This window comes from Nostoc sp. (genome assembly GCF_036919615.1).
Lineage (GTDB): Bacteria > Cyanobacteriota > Cyanobacteriia > Cyanobacteriales > Nostocaceae > Nostoc.
Genome location: NZ_JBALCN010000102.1, coordinates 107,390 through 123,719 on the forward strand (window position 1 = coordinate 107,390; position 16,330 = coordinate 123,719).

Below are 16,330 nucleotides of genomic sequence, written 5' to 3' on the forward strand. Positions count from 1 at the left end.
AATGTCGTCCAAAAAAGTTACCACACTAGTCAAGGAATTTATCAATCCTGCTGAATGCTTACAGCAAATGGTTTCAGCCTATAGTGAATATAAAATAATTGCCGAACAGGAACAGACAAAGCGGCGAGAAATTGAGGCTTGGGAAAAAGAAACAATCACCAAGATTAACGCCCAGCGAGAGTTGCTGATGGCGTATCTAGATCGCTCTTTTGATGAACGTGCAGAAAACTTTCGCGCTTTATTTGCTGTGGTTGATAGTGCGATCGCATCTGGCAATAATCACCAACTAGCCCTTACCTTAAATTCAATCACAGAAATTGCTAAATCTAGCCCTTTCAAAGACCTTGCTAACTTAGCTTCTGTTCGCGCCGCCTTAGATGATCCAGATCATGAATGGACATTTTGATTTTATAATAGTGCGATCGCTCTCCTCGTTTTCCTGGTTCGATTGTAATAATATTTTGGTACTGCACAGCTATTCAAACCTCAAAAATCTTCATCAACAAAAAATTCAGCATCGTCTTCCAATCGAGAATTACGCTGGCCAAAACTAGCAAGTCCCCAGAGAGGTTGCAACAGTGCCACGCCAATTAACCCTACACCGGCACTGAAAGCTAGCACTAAACCCATTGGTATCTGAATCGATTGGAATGTTAAGAATTTCAACGATACGGGTGTGGCATTTTGGACTGAAATAATTGCGATCGCTATTACCCAAACCGCTACAACTAGAGATGTCAAAAAAGGAGCAATTTTCATATTTTGATAAAAGTTAAAAAGAGACGCAATTAATCGCGTCTGTACAGGAGTTAGGAGTGAGGAGTTATTAATTCACATTTTGATCGAAGTTATGAGTTAGGAGTTAAGAATTGCTAATTTACAACTCTTAACTCCTAACTCATAACTCTTAACTCCTAACTCTGATTGATTAAACTGCTGCCTCTAATCTAGCAATGACACTCTCTAACTCTTGGGCGATTTGGGTGAGTTTTTCGGGAGTGTTGGTTTCTAGGTAGACGCGCACCAGTGGTTCTGTACCAGAAGGACGCAGTAAAATCCAGCTACCTTCTTCTAAATAGAGCTTAATACCGTCTTTACGCCCGACTTCCTTGACTTTAATTCCTGCTACCTCTGTAGGTGGATTTTTGGAAAAAGAATCGATGACGGCGGTTTTGTGCGCCTCTGTGAGGTGCAAGTCTAGGCGGTTGTTGTAAAGTGGGCCATCGGCTTCAGCGATCGCTTCTTTGACAAGTTGACTCAAAGGTTTGCCTTCATAGGCGATCGCTTCTGCCACCAGCATATCGGCTAAAACCCCGTCTTTTTCGGGAATATGCCCGATAATACTCAAACCGCCTGATTCTTCTCCACCAATTAATACAGCAGTTTCCCGCATTTTTTCGCCGATGTATTTAAAACCAACTGCTGTTTCGTAAATTTGCAGCCCATTTTTAGCAGCAAAATTATCCAGCAGGTGGGTTGTAGCCACAGTGCGGACTATCGCGCCGGTTTTACCTTTGTTTTTGATTAAATGACGTGCTAAGAGTAGCAGCACAGTATTAGGAGTAAGGACGTTTCCTTGTTCATCAACGATACCAAAGCGATCGCTATCTCCATCCGTTGCCAAGCCCAAATCTGCTTGATCGCGAAGTACAGCTTCCACTAACTCAACTAATTGTTCTCCTTTGGGTTCTGGCATTCCACCCCCAAATAACACATCCCTCCAATCGTGAAAACTTTCTAACTGAACACCACTATGTTGCAAAACTTCATCTAAATAGCCGCGAGAGGTAGAATAGAGCGCATCGTACTTTACCTTTAAATTAGCGCTTTTGATCTTTTCTACATCAAGTAGGGTGTAGATAAATTGCAGGTAATCTGGTTTCGGATCGAAAATAGAAATTGAACCCGATGGGTTGCTCCCAGGCAACTCATCCGATGCACTTTCTATATTTGCGACGATAGTATCAGTAATCTCTGGAGTGGCAGGCCCAGCATAATCGGGTATATATTTAATTCCACAGTAGGGTGCTGGATTATGGCTAGCAGTAAACATCAACGCTCCTGCGGAATTTAGGTGACGGGCGTTGTAGGCAATTACTGGTGTGGGGCAATCCCGATCAGTAATTTTGACAGTCCAACCCAAGTCTGCTAGGACTTGAGCGGCTGTTTGGGCAAACTCGTCAGCTAAAAAGCGAGTATCGTAGGCAATAAGTACTGGTCTATCTTTTGTGTAGGCTGTTTCTAAGTAAGTGGCTATTGCTCTTGTTACTTTTCGCACATTTGGGAAAGTAAAGTCATCGGCAATAATCCCTCGCCATCCATCGGTGCCAAATTTTATCTTGCTGGACATTTTTGCCACTTGCTCCGGTACATTATCAGTACTATTAAAGCTTCCCGCAAAGCGTGTGTAGCAGCAAGCATCCTCCGAAGTTCTTTTCTAAGGAAGCCTTAGGTTAAACTTCTCCCTATCGTATTTTTTCTCACTGTTTCTGAGCAATGTCAACCCCCGATCGACCTTTTGCCAGTTATCACCTTTGGTCTCTAGTTGCCCCAGCGACCGGGCAAGAACGCTGGCATTGCCAGATGAGACGGGGGTTTATCAAAGCGCGGCAACACGAACCACAAGTCAAAGCGCTTTTAGCGCAAGCCACTGCACCCCAGCGGATTGGGATACTCGCTCAAAAAGGCGTTTATGAGTTTCATCATCACAGGCATCTGTTGAAGCAAGCAGATGGTGTAGAAAGAGTTGCACAGCTACTGAAATTAGGCAACTCAAGCGATCAAGTCCAGCAACGCGTGCTGCAAATTTTGAAAAAATATCACGATGCTCCGTTGCTTTTGGATAAAGATATTATCCAATTAACTCCGGGTGATGAAGGCTTTCCTAAACCGATAGTAGTTGAACAAGAAGATTATTGCTTTCGTTTATATGCGGCTATGGACTGCGTTTTCATTGAGTCTGATAGCACTTTACATATTTTAGATTTCAAAACTGGTAAATCGGCTTTTGACCGACGACAGGCATTAGTTTATTTGCTAGCTGCTCGTTATCTTTACCCGGAACGGCAAGCTGTTGCATCATTTTATAATTTAGAAATATGTAAAAAATCTGAGTTAATTAGTATCAATAATAGTGAATTAGAATCATTAAAATTTGAGTTAGCGAATGTTGCCCACAAGCACCAGCACGATTTGCAAAAATATCAGGAAAAAACTAGTAATTTCAGTAAAATTTTTCCTCCAAATCCTGGCTCTCACTGCCGCTTTTGCCCATTTAACTCAATCTGTGATTTTGCCGATTTTAAGCAGCATCAATCATATCCCCTGCCCAGTTTAAGAGTTAATATTTAATAGGAAAAGGAATAATTACTTATGGCAGTATTTTCAATAGAAACAAGAGCATTGTTACAGCAGGCAGGATGGAGCGAAGACCGTTGTGTGAATACAAGCGAATACGAAAAAAGCTTGCAGTCAGAAGGGTATCCTATTCATGCAGTTGTAGTGGATTTTCTAAGGCAGTTTGGGGGCTTACGAGTGGTACACCCACATCATCGCCTTAGAGAAGAAAAGGACGAATTTTACATTAATCCAACGGTTACTGCTTCACATATCTATCCTGAAAGGGTTGAAGATTCTTTTCTATTCTGTAGACGAGTATGAGGCACTAGAGAAATTTTTTGAATTGTTTGAAGAATACTTGAATAGGAACAAGAGTTCAGAAGTAGACACAAATGGGGGTTAAGCAGAGAGTATTAAGGTGCGTTAGACTACGCCATAACACACCTTACTGGCTTTATCAGCGCCTTTCCAGAATGCCCAATGCCCTAATTCAAAAGGGTGGTAATTCTTTAAGAATCGTGAACCGAATATGATTTATCGCCAAATCGCCAATGGGGATATCTTCTTTGGTTAACCGTGAACCTTGACTTGTCACAGTTTCAAAGGTGATACCTTTACCAATTTCAATGTGATACCAGCATAAGCCCATAAAAAAGCGCGTTGGATAAGGCCCACCTTCACTCACATCGTCAGGATTTGATTCCATTGGCAACCAGCCAAAATTCGGGACGTAGAACTCCAGCCAAACATGATTAAAGTCGGGTTGCAGAGGCACACCTTGTAAGTCACTATGAGCAGGGCATTTGTATCTACCTACAGTCCGACAAGGGATGCGATTTAAACGGGATAGGGCAAGTAAAACGCCGACATATTCGCCACACGAACCAACACCCCGTTCTAAAACTGTATCTGGCGGGTCAATGTAAGGTTTAATACCGTAGGATAACTCATCATAAACGTAGTTGCGGATTCTGTGCATTTTCCGCAGCACATTGGTTTCAGAACCAATCGCTTCTCTGGCAGCACGGCGAACAATGGTAGTATCCATTGCTAAATCGTCATCATCGACTAAGTAGCGTGTTTGTAATTCTGGGGACAGTTCAGGAACGTCTTCCACATCTCTGGGTGTGATGCGATACTTAATCCCTCGAACTTCCAAAAGTGCTTTCCAGCCAAATATATGCCGTTCACCTGGAGCAAGAGAATCAAATTTAAAGACTGCTACACGTTGTCCCTCTACCACCTCTTCAGTAAAGGGTATACCAATGGGTTCAACGTGTTTTACCTTTTGACGCTCAGTTTCCGAGGGTAGGGCGATACGCCATTCTACATCAGGTAAATAAACCTCGTCTAAGGGAGCAATTTCCTCGGCATAGGACATTTCAATCAGATAGCCATTAGAAAGGGCGTAGCGCTTATCTGGCTGGTAATCATAATACAGGGGATGAATAAAAGTGCGATCGCGGAACGTTAGCTCATGACTGGGATCAGCATTTGGGTTGTCTCGGATATAAGGCTCCTCTGAAGCATAAGCGACATAAATACTTTCTTTGCCTGTTTCGCTATTTTTATGGATCGCTATGCCTGTGGGAGATTCAAAGGGTGTCAGGACACTGAATTGAAGTTCTCCTGTGGCCCTGTCCATCGCGTAAACTGATTGTTCGGTGCGATCGCAAATCCACAGCATTTCCTGACTAACTGCCAAATTCTCTATCCCAACTCCAGGGGCATAAAATCTGGTAATCTCTTTTCGCGTTTGGCGGTCAAAAATCAGAATGTAGCCCAGCCTTTGGCAGCTGACATAAACTGTTGTTTCCCAAACAGCAACGCCATCAGCCTCATAAGGCAATGTCACAAAATGTTCTAGATCCAAAGCATTGAGCTTGCACAAGTAAACACTATTTTCTCGGCTCACCCACAAAGTATCTTCCCACGCCGCTAGACCAGTGACATCGGTAAATTCTTTTACTTGATGAGGATTGATAATTTTGCTGTTGTCAGAGGTGGGATCAATCTCCAGTAGATGCCCTTTAATACTGTCAATGGCAATCAGTCTATCTTTAATGAAAGTAATGCCATACAGGGTAGCAGCAGTAAGCGGTCGAATTGTTTTTTGCCCAAACATCTGGCTAACGGTCAAAGTGGGAAATGTGAAACTCATACATATTAAGCATATTTATTCAATGGTTTAGCACACCTAAGCAATTCAAAATTCAAAATTTGGCTTGAAAAGTTTGCTCTAGTCAAGAAACCCTACTGGTATGCGAGTTTGCTTGAGCGGGTAAATACACAAGCAACTGGCTTTACTTTTCGCAAAATTTCAAATGTTCGCCTCTGGTCTGGTAGAGAAGAAATGCACTCGTGCCATGCATCCTGGCTATTAACTAGATGTCAATTAAAGCAATGGCAGCTTAAAATTAATTGTGGCATATGCTTCTGTAACAAAGCTTCAAAGCTTTATTACTCACAATTATCGGTACAATGTGTTCCGAAAAACTCTTTCGTGAGAAATAACACTATCTTAAAAAAGTATAAATTTACAAATATTAAGAATTACATATACACTCATATAACTGGGTGACAGCCTTAATGTAACTTTAGGAGATGGAATTCCTGCCATCACTAAATTATGATCGAATTTTGTAACCATTTGCTGTGACCCACACGATGTCTGCTAATTCTCTGCCTGAAGGTGCCGCTGTTTGGCATAGTTTAGAAGTTAAGAAAGCGCTAGACCTGCTCGATAGTAACGCGGACAGTGGCTTAACATCCCAAGATATTCAACAGAGATTGCAAAAATACGGCCCCAACGAATTAGAAGAAACTGCTGGCCGTAGTGCTTGGGAAATTCTGCTGGATCAGTTCAAGAACATTATGTTGTTGATGCTGATTGGCGTCGCTCTGATTTCAGGGTTTTTAGACCTGATGCGTTTGCAGTCGGGCAATTTGAAGCCTGGTGAAGTGCCATTTAAAGATACGATTGCTATCTTAGCAATTGTCATCCTCAATGGCATACTCGGCTACGTCCAAGAAAGCCGTGCCGAAAAAGCTCTGGCAGCATTGAAAAAAATGACCTCTCCCTTAGTGCGGGTCTTCCGCGACGCTAGACTGGTGGAGATAGCAGCCAAGGAACTAGTCCCAGGGGATGTAATGCAGCTGGAAGCTGGGATGCAGATAGCCGCAGATGGACGCTTGATAGAAGAGTCTAATTTACAAATACGTGAGTCGGCATTGACTGGTGAAGCCGAAGCGGTAAATAAACAGGCATCACTAAAATTGCCCGAGGAAACATCATTAGGCGATCGCCTAAATGTCGTGTTTCAAGGAACCGAAGTAGTCCAAGGACGAGCCAAGGTTCTGGTGACTAACACCGGCATGACTACAGAACTAGGCAAAATTGCCATCATGTTGCAAGCAGTGGAAAGTGAGCCGACACCGTTACAGCAGCGGATGACTCAACTGGGCAATGTCTTGGTTACAGGTTCTTTGATTCTGGTGGCGATCGTCGTCGCCGGCGGTGTGATCAAGGACGGAGGTTTTAAAAACATCCAAGAACTCTTGGAAGTTTCCTTGAGTATGGCGGTTGCTGTGGTGCCAGAAGGTTTACCAGCTGTAATTACCGTCACCTTGGCACTGGGAACTCAGCGAATGGTGCGCCAAAATGCCTTGATTCGCAAACTACCAGCAGTGGAAACATTGGGTTCTGTAACTACCATCTGTTCTGATAAAACTGGTACGCTGACTCAAAACAAAATGGTGGTGCAATCGATTTCCACTAACAACAAAACTTTTCGCGTTACTGGAGAAGGTTATGCTCCTGTAGGGGATTTTCAGCTAGATGGTCAAAAAATTTCCCCAGAGGAGTCTCCAGAAATCTTAGCGTTGTCTGTCGCTTGTGGTGTTTGTAATGATTCAGTGTTGCAAAAAGAACAAGGTGAATGGGCAATTTTAGGAGATCCGACAGAGGGGGCGTTATTAACACTGGCGGGAAAAGCTGGAATCGAAAAAGACCAGTGGAACAGTAAATTACCTCGCGTTGCGGAGTTCCCTTTTTCCTCAGAACGCAAGCGGATGAGTGTGATTTCTCAGGTGCAGGAAGTCGCTACAAGTGAAGCATCTTCGAGAGGTGTTGACCCAGCCATCGTCAGTTTTCTCCAATCTGAACCTTACTTAATGTTTACCAAAGGTTCTCCCGAGTTAACCTTGGCACGTTCCACTCAAATTCATTTGGGTAATAACACGGCTACTTTAACCGAAGCACAACGCCAGAAAATTTTGGCAGAAAATGACCAAATGGCGAGTAAAGGTTTGCGGGTTCTAGGTTTTGCCTACAAACCCCTGACGGAGATCCCACCGGAAGGTTCAGATGAGATATCCGAGCAAAACTTGGTGTGGCTGGGATTGGTGGGAATGTTAGATGCGCCACGCCCAGAGGTGAGGTTAGCAGTCCAAGAGTGTCGGGATGCAGGCATTCGCCCAGTGATGATTACTGGCGACCACCAATTAACAGCACGAGCGATCGCCACCGATTTAGGAATCGCCCAAGAAGGCAATCGCCTGCTCACAGGTCAGGAATTGCAGCGGATGAGTGACCAGGAATTAGAGCAAAATGTTGACCTGGTGAGCATCTATGCCAGGGTTTCTCCAGAACACAAACTGCGAATTGTTCAAGCACTGCAACGCCGAGGCCGATTTGTAGCAATGACAGGCGATGGTGTCAACGATGCCCCAGCCCTCAAACAAGCCGACATCGGTATTGCAATGGGCATTACTGGCACCGATGTAAGTAAAGAAGCCAGCGACATGGTATTACTTGATGACAATTTTGCCACTATTGTCAGCGCCACCAAAGAAGGCAGAGTTGTTTACACCAATATTCGCCGCTTTATCAAATACATCCTGGGCAGTAACATTGGCGAAGTTCTCACAATTGCAGCTGCACCCTTAATTGGTTTGGGAGGCGTTCCCCTTACCCCCTTACAAATTCTGTGGATGAACTTGGTAACAGACGGCTTACCAGCTTTGGCATTAGCTGTGGAACCTCCAGAACCGGATGTAATGCAACGTCCGCCTTTTAGTCCCCGCGAAAGTATTTTCGCTAGAGGATTGGGTTCTTATATGATTCGCATTGGTATAATATTTGCCATTATCACCATTGCCTTGATGTGGTGGGCTTATCAACATACCCATGCTCCCGGCTATCAGGGCGATCGCGATACTTGGAAAACAATGGTATTTACTACCTTATGTATTGCCCAAATGGGTCATGCGATCGCTATTCGTTCCAACAACCGACTGACTATCGAGATGAATCCCTTCTCTAATATCTTTGTACTAGCGGCTGTTGTCGTTACCACGATTTTGCAGCTGATGCTAGTTTACGTCCCACCTCTGCGAGATTTCTTTGGTACTCACTACCTGAATATGCAGGAATTGGGGGTTTGTATTGGCTTCAGCGCCTTAATGTTTGTGTGGATTGAATTAGAGAAGATATTTTTGCGGATTATGGGCAAGAAGGCTGTGTAAAGAGGAAATTTTAGATTTTAGATTTATCTTCAATCTAAAATCTAAAATCCAAAATCTAAAATCGCGCTTATGTACCTCAAAACTCTAAACCTCCGACAATTTCGCAATTATCAAGACCAAAAGGTTGAGTTTAATGCTGCCAAAACAATTTTAGTAGGTAATAACGCTCAGGGAAAGTCGAATTTGTTGGAGGCGGTGGAGTTGCTGGCGACATTGCGATCGCACCGAATGGCTCGCGATCGCGATTTAGTTCAAGAAGGGGAAGCCATAGCCCAAATTAATGCCACCCTTGAGCGACAAACAGGCGTTAGTGACCTGGCCTTAACGCTGCGCCGCAATGGTCGCCGTAGCGTTGCTCTCAATGGTGAATCTATCCGCCGTCAAATGGATTTTCTCGGCGTTCTCAATGCAGTCCAATTTTCCAGCTTGGATTTAGAACTAGTACGCGGCGGCCCCGAAGGTCGCCGTAACTGGTTAGATACACTCTTAATTCAACTCGAACCAGTTTATGCTCACATTTTGCAGCAGTATAACCATGTGTTACGCCAGCGCAATGCCTTTTTAAAAAAAAATCAAGACTTAGCACCCAGTTATCAGCAACCCCAATCGCCTCATCTGGGCGGCAGTCAGCACAACGGGGAGAATCCCCGCAAGCCGCTGCCTTGGGAAAATACGCACGACGCTGACTCCTCAGAACTTGCTGTATGGGATGCACAGTTAGCTACCACAGGAACAAGGGTAATTAGACGACGCGATCGCGCTATCCAACGACTAGCTCCTATTGCTACCGCTTGGCACGCCAGTATCAGTGGTAGTACAGAAATTCTCCAAATTAAGTACGTGCCTAATATTCCTTTAGAGGATAACCATCCAGAAGAAGTGCAGCAAGCTTTTTTAGCAAAAATTCAGCAGCGAGCGATTGCTGAAACGTACCAAGGCACTACCCTTGTCGGCCCCCATAGAGACGAAATAGAATTAACTATTAACCAGACACCCGCTCGTCAATACGGTTCTCAAGGTCAACAACGAACGCTGGTTCTAGCCTTAAAATTAGCAGAATTACAATTAATTGAAGAAGTCGTCAAAGAGCCACCGCTGCTATTGCTTGATGACGTTCTTGCCGAACTCGATCTATCCCGCCAAAATCAATTGCTTGATGCCATTCAAGACCGCTTTCAGACCCTGATTACTACCACTCACTTGGGTTCTTTTGATTCCCAGTGGTTGAAGTCTTCCCAAATTCTTTTTGTGAAAGCAGGAGAAATAATCCCAAATTTATGATAATTCTGCTTGAAAATCTGTAGCTTTTCGTTGGGTGAAAAACTGCTAAATATTTTCAATCTACAGTAACACTTATTGAGTTATTGCCATTGGCTCAAAATTCAGGTTTTCACAAAACAACCTGTGAGGGCAAAAATCTGAGTATATTTACTTATTTTAAATTTGTCTAATATCAAAATTTTGTCGGGAGTATTGTATACTGACAATTACAAAAAAGCAGAATATGTCTGTATAAGTGCGTTATGTCAGACAACTTACTGGATTCTTTATCTCACAAACTCTTCAGCCTATTCTGTCGCACCATCAAGGAGTAAAGATTCTTGGAAAAACTGTCAGTATCTTCCCCTGAAAGTAATCTAGAGACTTCGGCTAGTGCAAATGCACACTCAAGATTTTACATACCATCTCTTGATGGGATCAGAACTGTTGCTTTCCTACTTGTCTTTTTAGCCCATGCAAAAATTGCGGAGCTTTTTCCCGGAGGCTTTGGTGTAACAGTATTTTTCTTTCTCAGTGGTTACTTAATAACAACTCTACTCAGGCAAGAGTATGATCGCTATCAGACTATTGATTTTAAGCTTTTCTATACAAGACGAATACTGCGTATTTGGCCGTCATTTTATCTAGTGTTGGTCTTAGGAGCTGGCTTAACTGTCTTAGGATTACTTAAGGGAAAAATTGATTTATCAGCCTTCTTGGCTCAGTGTCTGCACTATACCAACTACTATACAATTTTTTTTGGCGGTGAAACTACTGCCGGTAGTGGGGTATATTGGTCTCTAGCTGTCGAAGAGCACTTCTACTTACTTTTCCCACTGCTTTATCTAGCTATACGTAAACTGCGTGTGAGTCCACGCAGACAAATGTTTATTCTTTGGGGATTATGTTTAACGGACTTACTCTGGCGGTGTCTTCTGGTTTATGGTTTTGGAGTATCTTCAGAACGTGTATTTTATGCAACAGATACTCGGGTAGATAGTATTCTATTCGGTTGTGCATTGGCAGTTAATAATAATCCGGCTCTGGATGCTCCCTATTATTCTAAGAAACTCTGGAACTATTTATTTGTGCCTATAGGAATAATCTTGATTCTTTTTTCGTTCCTATATCGCTCACCTGAATTTCAACAAACCTTTCGTTATACCATACAGGGAATTGCGTTATATCCAATCTTTATTAGCGCTATTCGCTTTCCCAATTGGGGCTTATTCCCATTGCTAAATTTAAATTGGATGCGTTTTCTGGGTGTACTATCTTACTCTCTGTACCTTGTCCATTACACTGTGATTTCCGCTGTTCGGATGTATTTACCCCATTTGCATAAAGTTCTCCAAGCAGGAATTTCTCTATTAATTTCTATTGGATTAGCCTATATGATTTACAAGTTTATAGAGTTTCCATTAGGACGGCTACGCAAAAAGTTTTCACGGGTATAACATGGCAGGAAAGACAGCCTTTGCTGAGAGCAGGGTTAGTTTGACTAAGAATTTTAGATTTTAGACTTTCCTGCGGAACGCTACGCGTAGCTTGCTTCCCCGTTCGCGGAGCGTCTGTCTGCGACACGCTGCGCGAACGTAGAGAAGGGGTACGGCTACGCTCAGTCGAACGATTTTAGATTTTAGATTAGAAATTCTTGCATCTGAAATCTTAAAAAGGTTTCAGAGCCACTGCGGTTTCAACTATGAAACAAATCGAAAAGACGCTGATGACGCTCTCTACCAGATGCTGCGCGAATGAGAACTGGCGCAGCGTCTGGTAGAGAAGAGGCTGCGCTATCGTAAATTCTCGCATCTTATTAGTGGTTGATTCTCAACGTTTTTCTAACCTTTTAAAAACGTTGAGAATCAAAAAAGTCAGCAGAACACCGATTAATCCTAACTGCCACAAACCACAACCAGCAGCAATTCCCAAAGCAGCCGAAACCCAAATAGCCGCCGCTGAGGTGAGTCCGTGAACTTTAAGTTTCTGTGATTCTTGAGTAGATTGGCGCACAATTTCTCCAGCACCGAGAAATCCTACACCAGCTGCAATCCCCTGAATCACGCGGCTAATTGCATCAGGACTGGTTTGCAGCCCACCTGTTTGCATAATTATTAAGGTAAAGACGGCTGAACTGAAACTCACCAGCATATGAGTTCTTAAACCAGCCGGTTTGTGCCTAGTTTGGCGCTCTAAACCGATAATTGCTCCAATAACCAATGCAAAACAAAGCCTGAAGCTGATATTCAGCCAATCATTAGTTGCAAGGTAGTAAGTGTTTGGCAATGCTTAGTTTGGTGTAGAGAATTTTATATCTTAGGTTAATTGGTAATATAGTTATAAAAATAGTACAAAACTATTCTAATCTTTTATACATGGAGTTTAATCTAATGGGTGTACTGTAACAGCCTATATAATATTTTGATTCTATCAATTCGGGAAGATTTTTTGAGGTACAAATTAATATTTCTTATTGTTAGGATTATTTTCCACTAACATATTATTTATTTTGGTCAAGAATAAATGAAGGTTTGGATTGTTAAATGATCACAATGGTCATAATTTGGGCAAACGACATGACTTTTAACTTTATTAAATAGTTTTTTGGCTATTTAAAATGACTGAACTATAAAATTGTACCTCAAATTACTCGATTTAATCCATACACTCAATAATTAAATCTGATCATCTACAACTAGATCAAATAACTAAACCTCGGTTTCATCTTAAGAGAGGCGAAATGAAAAAAAATATTTGATTTACAAAGGAGTCAAATTACAGCAATACATCATGTAACTAGCAATTAAGCACTAATAAGGTCAGCAAATTCAATGTAAATGCTGGAAACTCCTAGTAGTGAGTCAGTGGATTTACGACTGATAACTTACCAAAAAGAAATGGCTGTAGCTATAAATAGACAACTGACAACTAACAAATTGAGTGGACAAACTCTACTGGCTAGACCAAATTAAACTAAAAGACCGCGCCAAAGTAGGTGACAAAGCGTTTTACTTGAGCAGAATCATGCAGCGTGGCTATCCGGTGGTGCCTGGTTTTGTCGTTTCGGCAGAAATTTTGCGACAATTTCTCGAAAATCTCAATAGTTCAGAGTCATTAGTGGCTGACTTACCCCATTCTTCTTTACACCTAGATGTAACTAATTGGCGTCAACTTCAGCAGGTAGCTAGTCGCTTGCGCCAAGAAATTCTGACTGCGACTGTGCCACAGCAGTGGGTAAGTACAATTTTCCAAGCAGCTAGAGAATGGCAAACTGGCTGTTTGATTCTTCGACCTACCTTGGCAGTATCAACTGCTACCCCAAGTATGAAGAATATATCTGGTTTGCTAGAGTCGGTGTTTTGCCAATGCGAACCCGAAGCGATCGCAAGAGCATTAAAGCGTACCTGGAGCCAGATATTTCGTGCTAGAAGTCTACTATATTGGCAGCACTCAGGAATTAACCTGCAACAAATCAGTTTAGCAGTTTTGGTTCAACCTGTTGAGAATGCGATCGCCAGTGGCTTGCTCAGAGCCAACTCCTCTGGATGGGAAATTGAAGCTACTTGGGGATTAGGAGTTGCGATCGCTCTTGGCGAAGTCCAGCCAGATGTTTACTATATTCAACAGGCAACCGGAGTTGTACTTGAGCAACAGCTGGGCAATAAAATGCTGGCTTATGGTGTTGATGATGGAGTACCTGGAACTTTTTCGCAAGCCGTGCTGAAGTCAGGGCTAACACCAGATCACACTTGTCTGAGTACCTACCCAATTAAGTCAGCCCAACAAAAACAGTACGCTTTACAAGAAGAATACTTACAACAAATAATTGCTCTGGGAACTCAACTGGTGAGTGAACTAGGTAAAACTTTTACCTTTAAATGGACTATCGCTCAACAAACTACATCTAGCAAGCTCTACCTCACACAAGTTAGTTCTCCCCAATCTGTAATTTCTCACAGACACTTGATTAGGGGACTAGGGGCGGCAGGAGGACGTGTTGTGGCGACTGCCCTAGTAATTATTAATTCGCAACAGAAACCCGAACAACTACCCAAGGGAGTGATTTTAGTAGTACCAGCGATCGCCCCTGATTGGCTACCATTACTGCAACAAGTTGCTGGTATTATTACTGAACAAGGCGGATTAACCAGCCATGCTGCAATTCTTGCCAGAGAATTAAGTATCGCAGCAGTAGTGAATGCAACATATGCTACAAGCTTAATCCAAACTGGCGAACGATTGCTGCTTGATGGTGACAGAGGAGAAGTTTATCGGATCACAGGAGAAGGGGAAAGTGGCAGAAAAGGAGAAATCGAGAGGGGGAAAGTGGCAGAAAATCCTCTGTCTGTCCATCTTCCTATTTCCCCATACCGCTCTTTTGCTCATACTTCTCATCTACCTATGATTACTACCCAACTGCTGGTTAACTTGAGTCAGTCCACTTTAATAGAACAAGTGCAAAGCTTCCCTGTAGATGGGGTGGGATTGTTGCGCTCAGAATTGATGGTGCTAAATATATTGTCCGGGCAACATCCCAATAGTTGGATTTTAAGCGGGCGTCAGGCAGAATTGTTAGAGCTATGGTCTGAGCAGATTATGCAGTTTGCCCGTGCTTTTACACCAAGACCAGTTTTTTATCGTTCTTCAGATTGGCGATCGCAGGATTTCCCATCATTGAGTGATAGTTTACAATCTTCGCCACAATCGATGTTGGGTGAACGTGGCACTTTCAGCTATTTACGAAATCCCGCAATATTTGAGTTGGAACTGAAAGCTTTAGCGAGTGTACAGCAAGCTGGCTACAACAATGTCAATCTACTGTTGCCTTTTGTGCGGACTGTGGAAGAATTTGTCTTTTGCCGTCGCAAAGTTGAGCAAGCTCTTTTAACTGAGGTGTCACAGTTTCAATTGTGGATGATGGCAGAAGTGCCAAGCGTACTGTTTTTACTGCCAGAATATGTCAAAGCAGGTGCAGCTGGAATTTCTATTGGTACAAACGACCTAACCCAATTACTGCTAGGAGTGGATCGAGAACAAGGACAATTGGCAAAAGTATTTAATGAACGTCATCCGGCAGTTATGAGGGCGATCGCTCAACTCATCCACATGGCTAAAAGTGCTGGCATACCTTGTTCAATCTGCGGTCAAGCACCAGCCCTTTATCCAGAAATCATTGATAAGTTAGTGGAATGGGGTATAACTTCCATCTCTGTTGAACCGGAAGCAGTCGAGCGAACATATCAGGCGATCGCTCGTGCTGAACAACGCCTAATTTTAGCAGCAGCACGACGAAAACTTGATTAGTTAGGAGTAAAATTTAATGATTTTAGGCGTGACAGCCATGTGTTGAAGTGAGGACATGACTAACCCGATTTTCAGCATAATTTTCAGTACTATTACTTGTTGGCAAAAGCTCTATAGCTTTAACCTATCACTGATAGGAGCACTGAGAGAGGCATTTGCGTCAACAGGTATGCCAAGCAGTTTGGCAAGAGCCAGATTAACTCTAATAATTATTAAATTTTCTACATAAACTAACTAAACCAGATTAACTTACTAAAATTAGGTATTAATATATAAAAAAGCCTTACTAATCTAGATTAGTAAGGCTAAACAAAATTATAAAAAATTAGATAATGGTAGCACAAATGAAGTCTCCTAAAAGGCCCAACTCAAACACGGGTAAACTGGTTACACACATGAAACAGTATCCAGAAAGGCGATTCACGGCTAAGCAGTTAGCCCAAGAGACAGGGCTTTCTGAACAGACAGCTAATAATGCCTTCACGCTTGGAAATATTTGCCGCGATAACAGTGGTTTGTTTTACTATCCTAATAATGGGGTTGCCCAAGAGGAGACGGTTAAAGACCTGCAAAATGATGATTTAAGGCAAAAAATAGAGAAAAAGATTCAGGAACTAGAGACACAGATTGCTTTGAATGTGAAACAAATCGAATCTTTTAAGAGTATACTTAACCAATAATGCCAGGCAAATATAGCTCGGAGTTAAAGATTAGGCTGTAGTAGTACAACACAAATAAATTCAAGTATAAAAGCTAAATTTCCCTGTAGTATGGGCATCTTACCTGTGCATTGGTAATACAATAAATTAGCTGTGTCACGCCAGTAGGGTGTGTTACCCTAAACGCAGTAACGCACCTAAAAGCGTAACAGCTTATCTTTGCATGTTACTTCAAGTACTGA

At 42.6% G+C, this 16,330-nt stretch carries 12 protein-coding genes; 8 read left to right on the plus strand and 4 right to left on the minus strand.

What is annotated here, in order from left to right:
• Position 1 precedes the first annotated feature (1 nt).
• A complete protein-coding gene (locus V7K48_RS32105) occupies positions 2–406 on the plus strand; it encodes a hypothetical protein (RefSeq protein ID WP_335078960.1) in 405 nt (134 codons plus the stop codon).
• An 80-nt stretch (positions 407–486) separates the two neighbouring features.
• On the opposite strand, the gene V7K48_RS32110 is transcribed toward V7K48_RS32105, so the two are convergent.
• On the minus strand, positions 487–759 hold the full coding sequence (locus V7K48_RS32110; RefSeq protein WP_335078962.1) for a LapA family protein: 273 nt from the start codon (positions 757–759) through the stop codon (positions 487–489).
• Positions 760–928: 169 nt separating this feature from the next.
• Positions 929–2,350 carry a phosphoglucomutase/phosphomannomutase family protein gene (locus V7K48_RS32115; protein ID WP_335078964.1) on the minus strand — a complete coding sequence of 474 codons (1,422 nt, stop codon included), beginning with the start codon at positions 2,348–2,350 and terminating at the stop codon, positions 929–931.
• A 146-nt stretch (positions 2,351–2,496) separates the two neighbouring features.
• On the opposite strand from V7K48_RS32115, the gene V7K48_RS32120 reads away from it, so the two are divergent.
• Positions 2,497–3,351, plus strand: a complete 855-nt coding sequence (locus tag V7K48_RS32120) for a PD-(D/E)XK nuclease family protein (RefSeq protein ID WP_335078965.1) — start codon at positions 2,497–2,499, stop codon at positions 3,349–3,351.
• A 21-nt stretch (positions 3,352–3,372) separates the two neighbouring features.
• On the plus strand, positions 3,373–3,660 hold the full coding sequence (locus V7K48_RS32125; RefSeq protein ID WP_335078967.1) for an SUKH-3 domain-containing protein: 288 nt from the start codon (positions 3,373–3,375) through the stop codon (positions 3,658–3,660).
• Positions 3,661–3,829: 169 nt separating this feature from the next.
• Here V7K48_RS32125 and V7K48_RS32130 read toward each other — a convergent pair whose 3' ends face one another.
• Positions 3,830–5,500: a transglutaminase family protein gene (locus V7K48_RS32130; protein WP_335078969.1), complete on the minus strand. Its 1,671-nt coding sequence runs from the start codon at positions 5,498–5,500 to the stop codon at positions 3,830–3,832.
• A gap of 506 nt (positions 5,501–6,006) precedes the next feature.
• On the opposite strand from V7K48_RS32130, the gene V7K48_RS32135 reads away from it, so the two are divergent.
• The 3 genes from V7K48_RS32135 (at position 6,007) to V7K48_RS32145 (ending at position 11,582) form a co-directional block, all read left to right on the plus strand.
• Complete coding sequence (locus V7K48_RS32135; protein WP_335079184.1) at positions 6,007–8,865, plus strand: cation-translocating P-type ATPase; 2,859 nt, start codon at positions 6,007–6,009, stop codon at positions 8,863–8,865.
• Between the two features lie 69 nt (positions 8,866–8,934).
• Positions 8,935–10,146 carry a DNA replication/repair protein RecF gene (locus V7K48_RS32140; protein WP_335078971.1) on the plus strand — a complete coding sequence of 404 codons (1,212 nt, stop codon included), beginning with the start codon at positions 8,935–8,937 and terminating at the stop codon, positions 10,144–10,146.
• Positions 10,147–10,466: 320 nt separating this feature from the next.
• Complete coding sequence (locus tag V7K48_RS32145; RefSeq protein WP_335078973.1) at positions 10,467–11,582, plus strand: acyltransferase family protein; 1,116 nt, start codon at positions 10,467–10,469, stop codon at positions 11,580–11,582.
• A gap of 373 nt (positions 11,583–11,955) precedes the next feature.
• On the opposite strand, the gene V7K48_RS32150 is transcribed toward V7K48_RS32145, so the two are convergent.
• Positions 11,956–12,411, minus strand: coding sequence for an MgtC/SapB family protein (locus V7K48_RS32150; protein ID WP_335078975.1), 456 nt, complete (start codon positions 12,409–12,411; stop codon positions 11,956–11,958).
• A 654-nt stretch (positions 12,412–13,065) separates the two neighbouring features.
• Here V7K48_RS32150 and V7K48_RS32155 point away from each other — a divergent pair.
• On the plus strand, positions 13,066–15,429 hold the full coding sequence (locus V7K48_RS32155; RefSeq protein ID WP_335078977.1) for a putative PEP-binding protein: 2,364 nt from the start codon (positions 13,066–13,068) through the stop codon (positions 15,427–15,429).
• Between the two features lie 395 nt (positions 15,430–15,824).
• Positions 15,825–16,109, plus strand: coding sequence for a hypothetical protein (locus V7K48_RS32160; RefSeq protein ID WP_335078979.1), 285 nt, complete (start codon positions 15,825–15,827; stop codon positions 16,107–16,109).
• The last annotated feature ends 221 nt before the right edge of the window (positions 16,110–16,330 follow it).

Excerpts from the sequence above, each read along its gene's own strand:
- V7K48_RS32105 (WP_335078960.1), top strand. The coding sequence starts at position 2 with ATGTCGTCCAAAAAAGTTACCACACTAGTCAAGGAATTTATCAATCCT.
- V7K48_RS32110 (WP_335078962.1), bottom strand. The coding sequence starts at position 759 with ATGAAAATTGCTCCTTTTTTGACATCTCTAGTTGTAGCGGTTTGGGTA.
- V7K48_RS32115 (WP_335078964.1), bottom strand. The coding sequence starts at position 2,350 with ATGTCCAGCAAGATAAAATTTGGCACCGATGGATGGCGAGGGATTATT.
- V7K48_RS32120 (WP_335078965.1), top strand. The coding sequence starts at position 2,497 with ATGTCAACCCCCGATCGACCTTTTGCCAGTTATCACCTTTGGTCTCTA.
- V7K48_RS32125 (WP_335078967.1), top strand. The coding sequence starts at position 3,373 with ATGGCAGTATTTTCAATAGAAACAAGAGCATTGTTACAGCAGGCAGGA.
- V7K48_RS32130 (WP_335078969.1), bottom strand. The coding sequence starts at position 5,500 with ATGAGTTTCACATTTCCCACTTTGACCGTTAGCCAGATGTTTGGGCAA.
- V7K48_RS32135 (WP_335079184.1), top strand. The coding sequence starts at position 6,007 with ATGTCTGCTAATTCTCTGCCTGAAGGTGCCGCTGTTTGGCATAGTTTA.
- V7K48_RS32140 (WP_335078971.1), top strand. The coding sequence starts at position 8,935 with ATGTACCTCAAAACTCTAAACCTCCGACAATTTCGCAATTATCAAGAC.
- V7K48_RS32160 (WP_335078979.1), top strand. The coding sequence starts at position 15,825 with ATGAAACAGTATCCAGAAAGGCGATTCACGGCTAAGCAGTTAGCCCAA.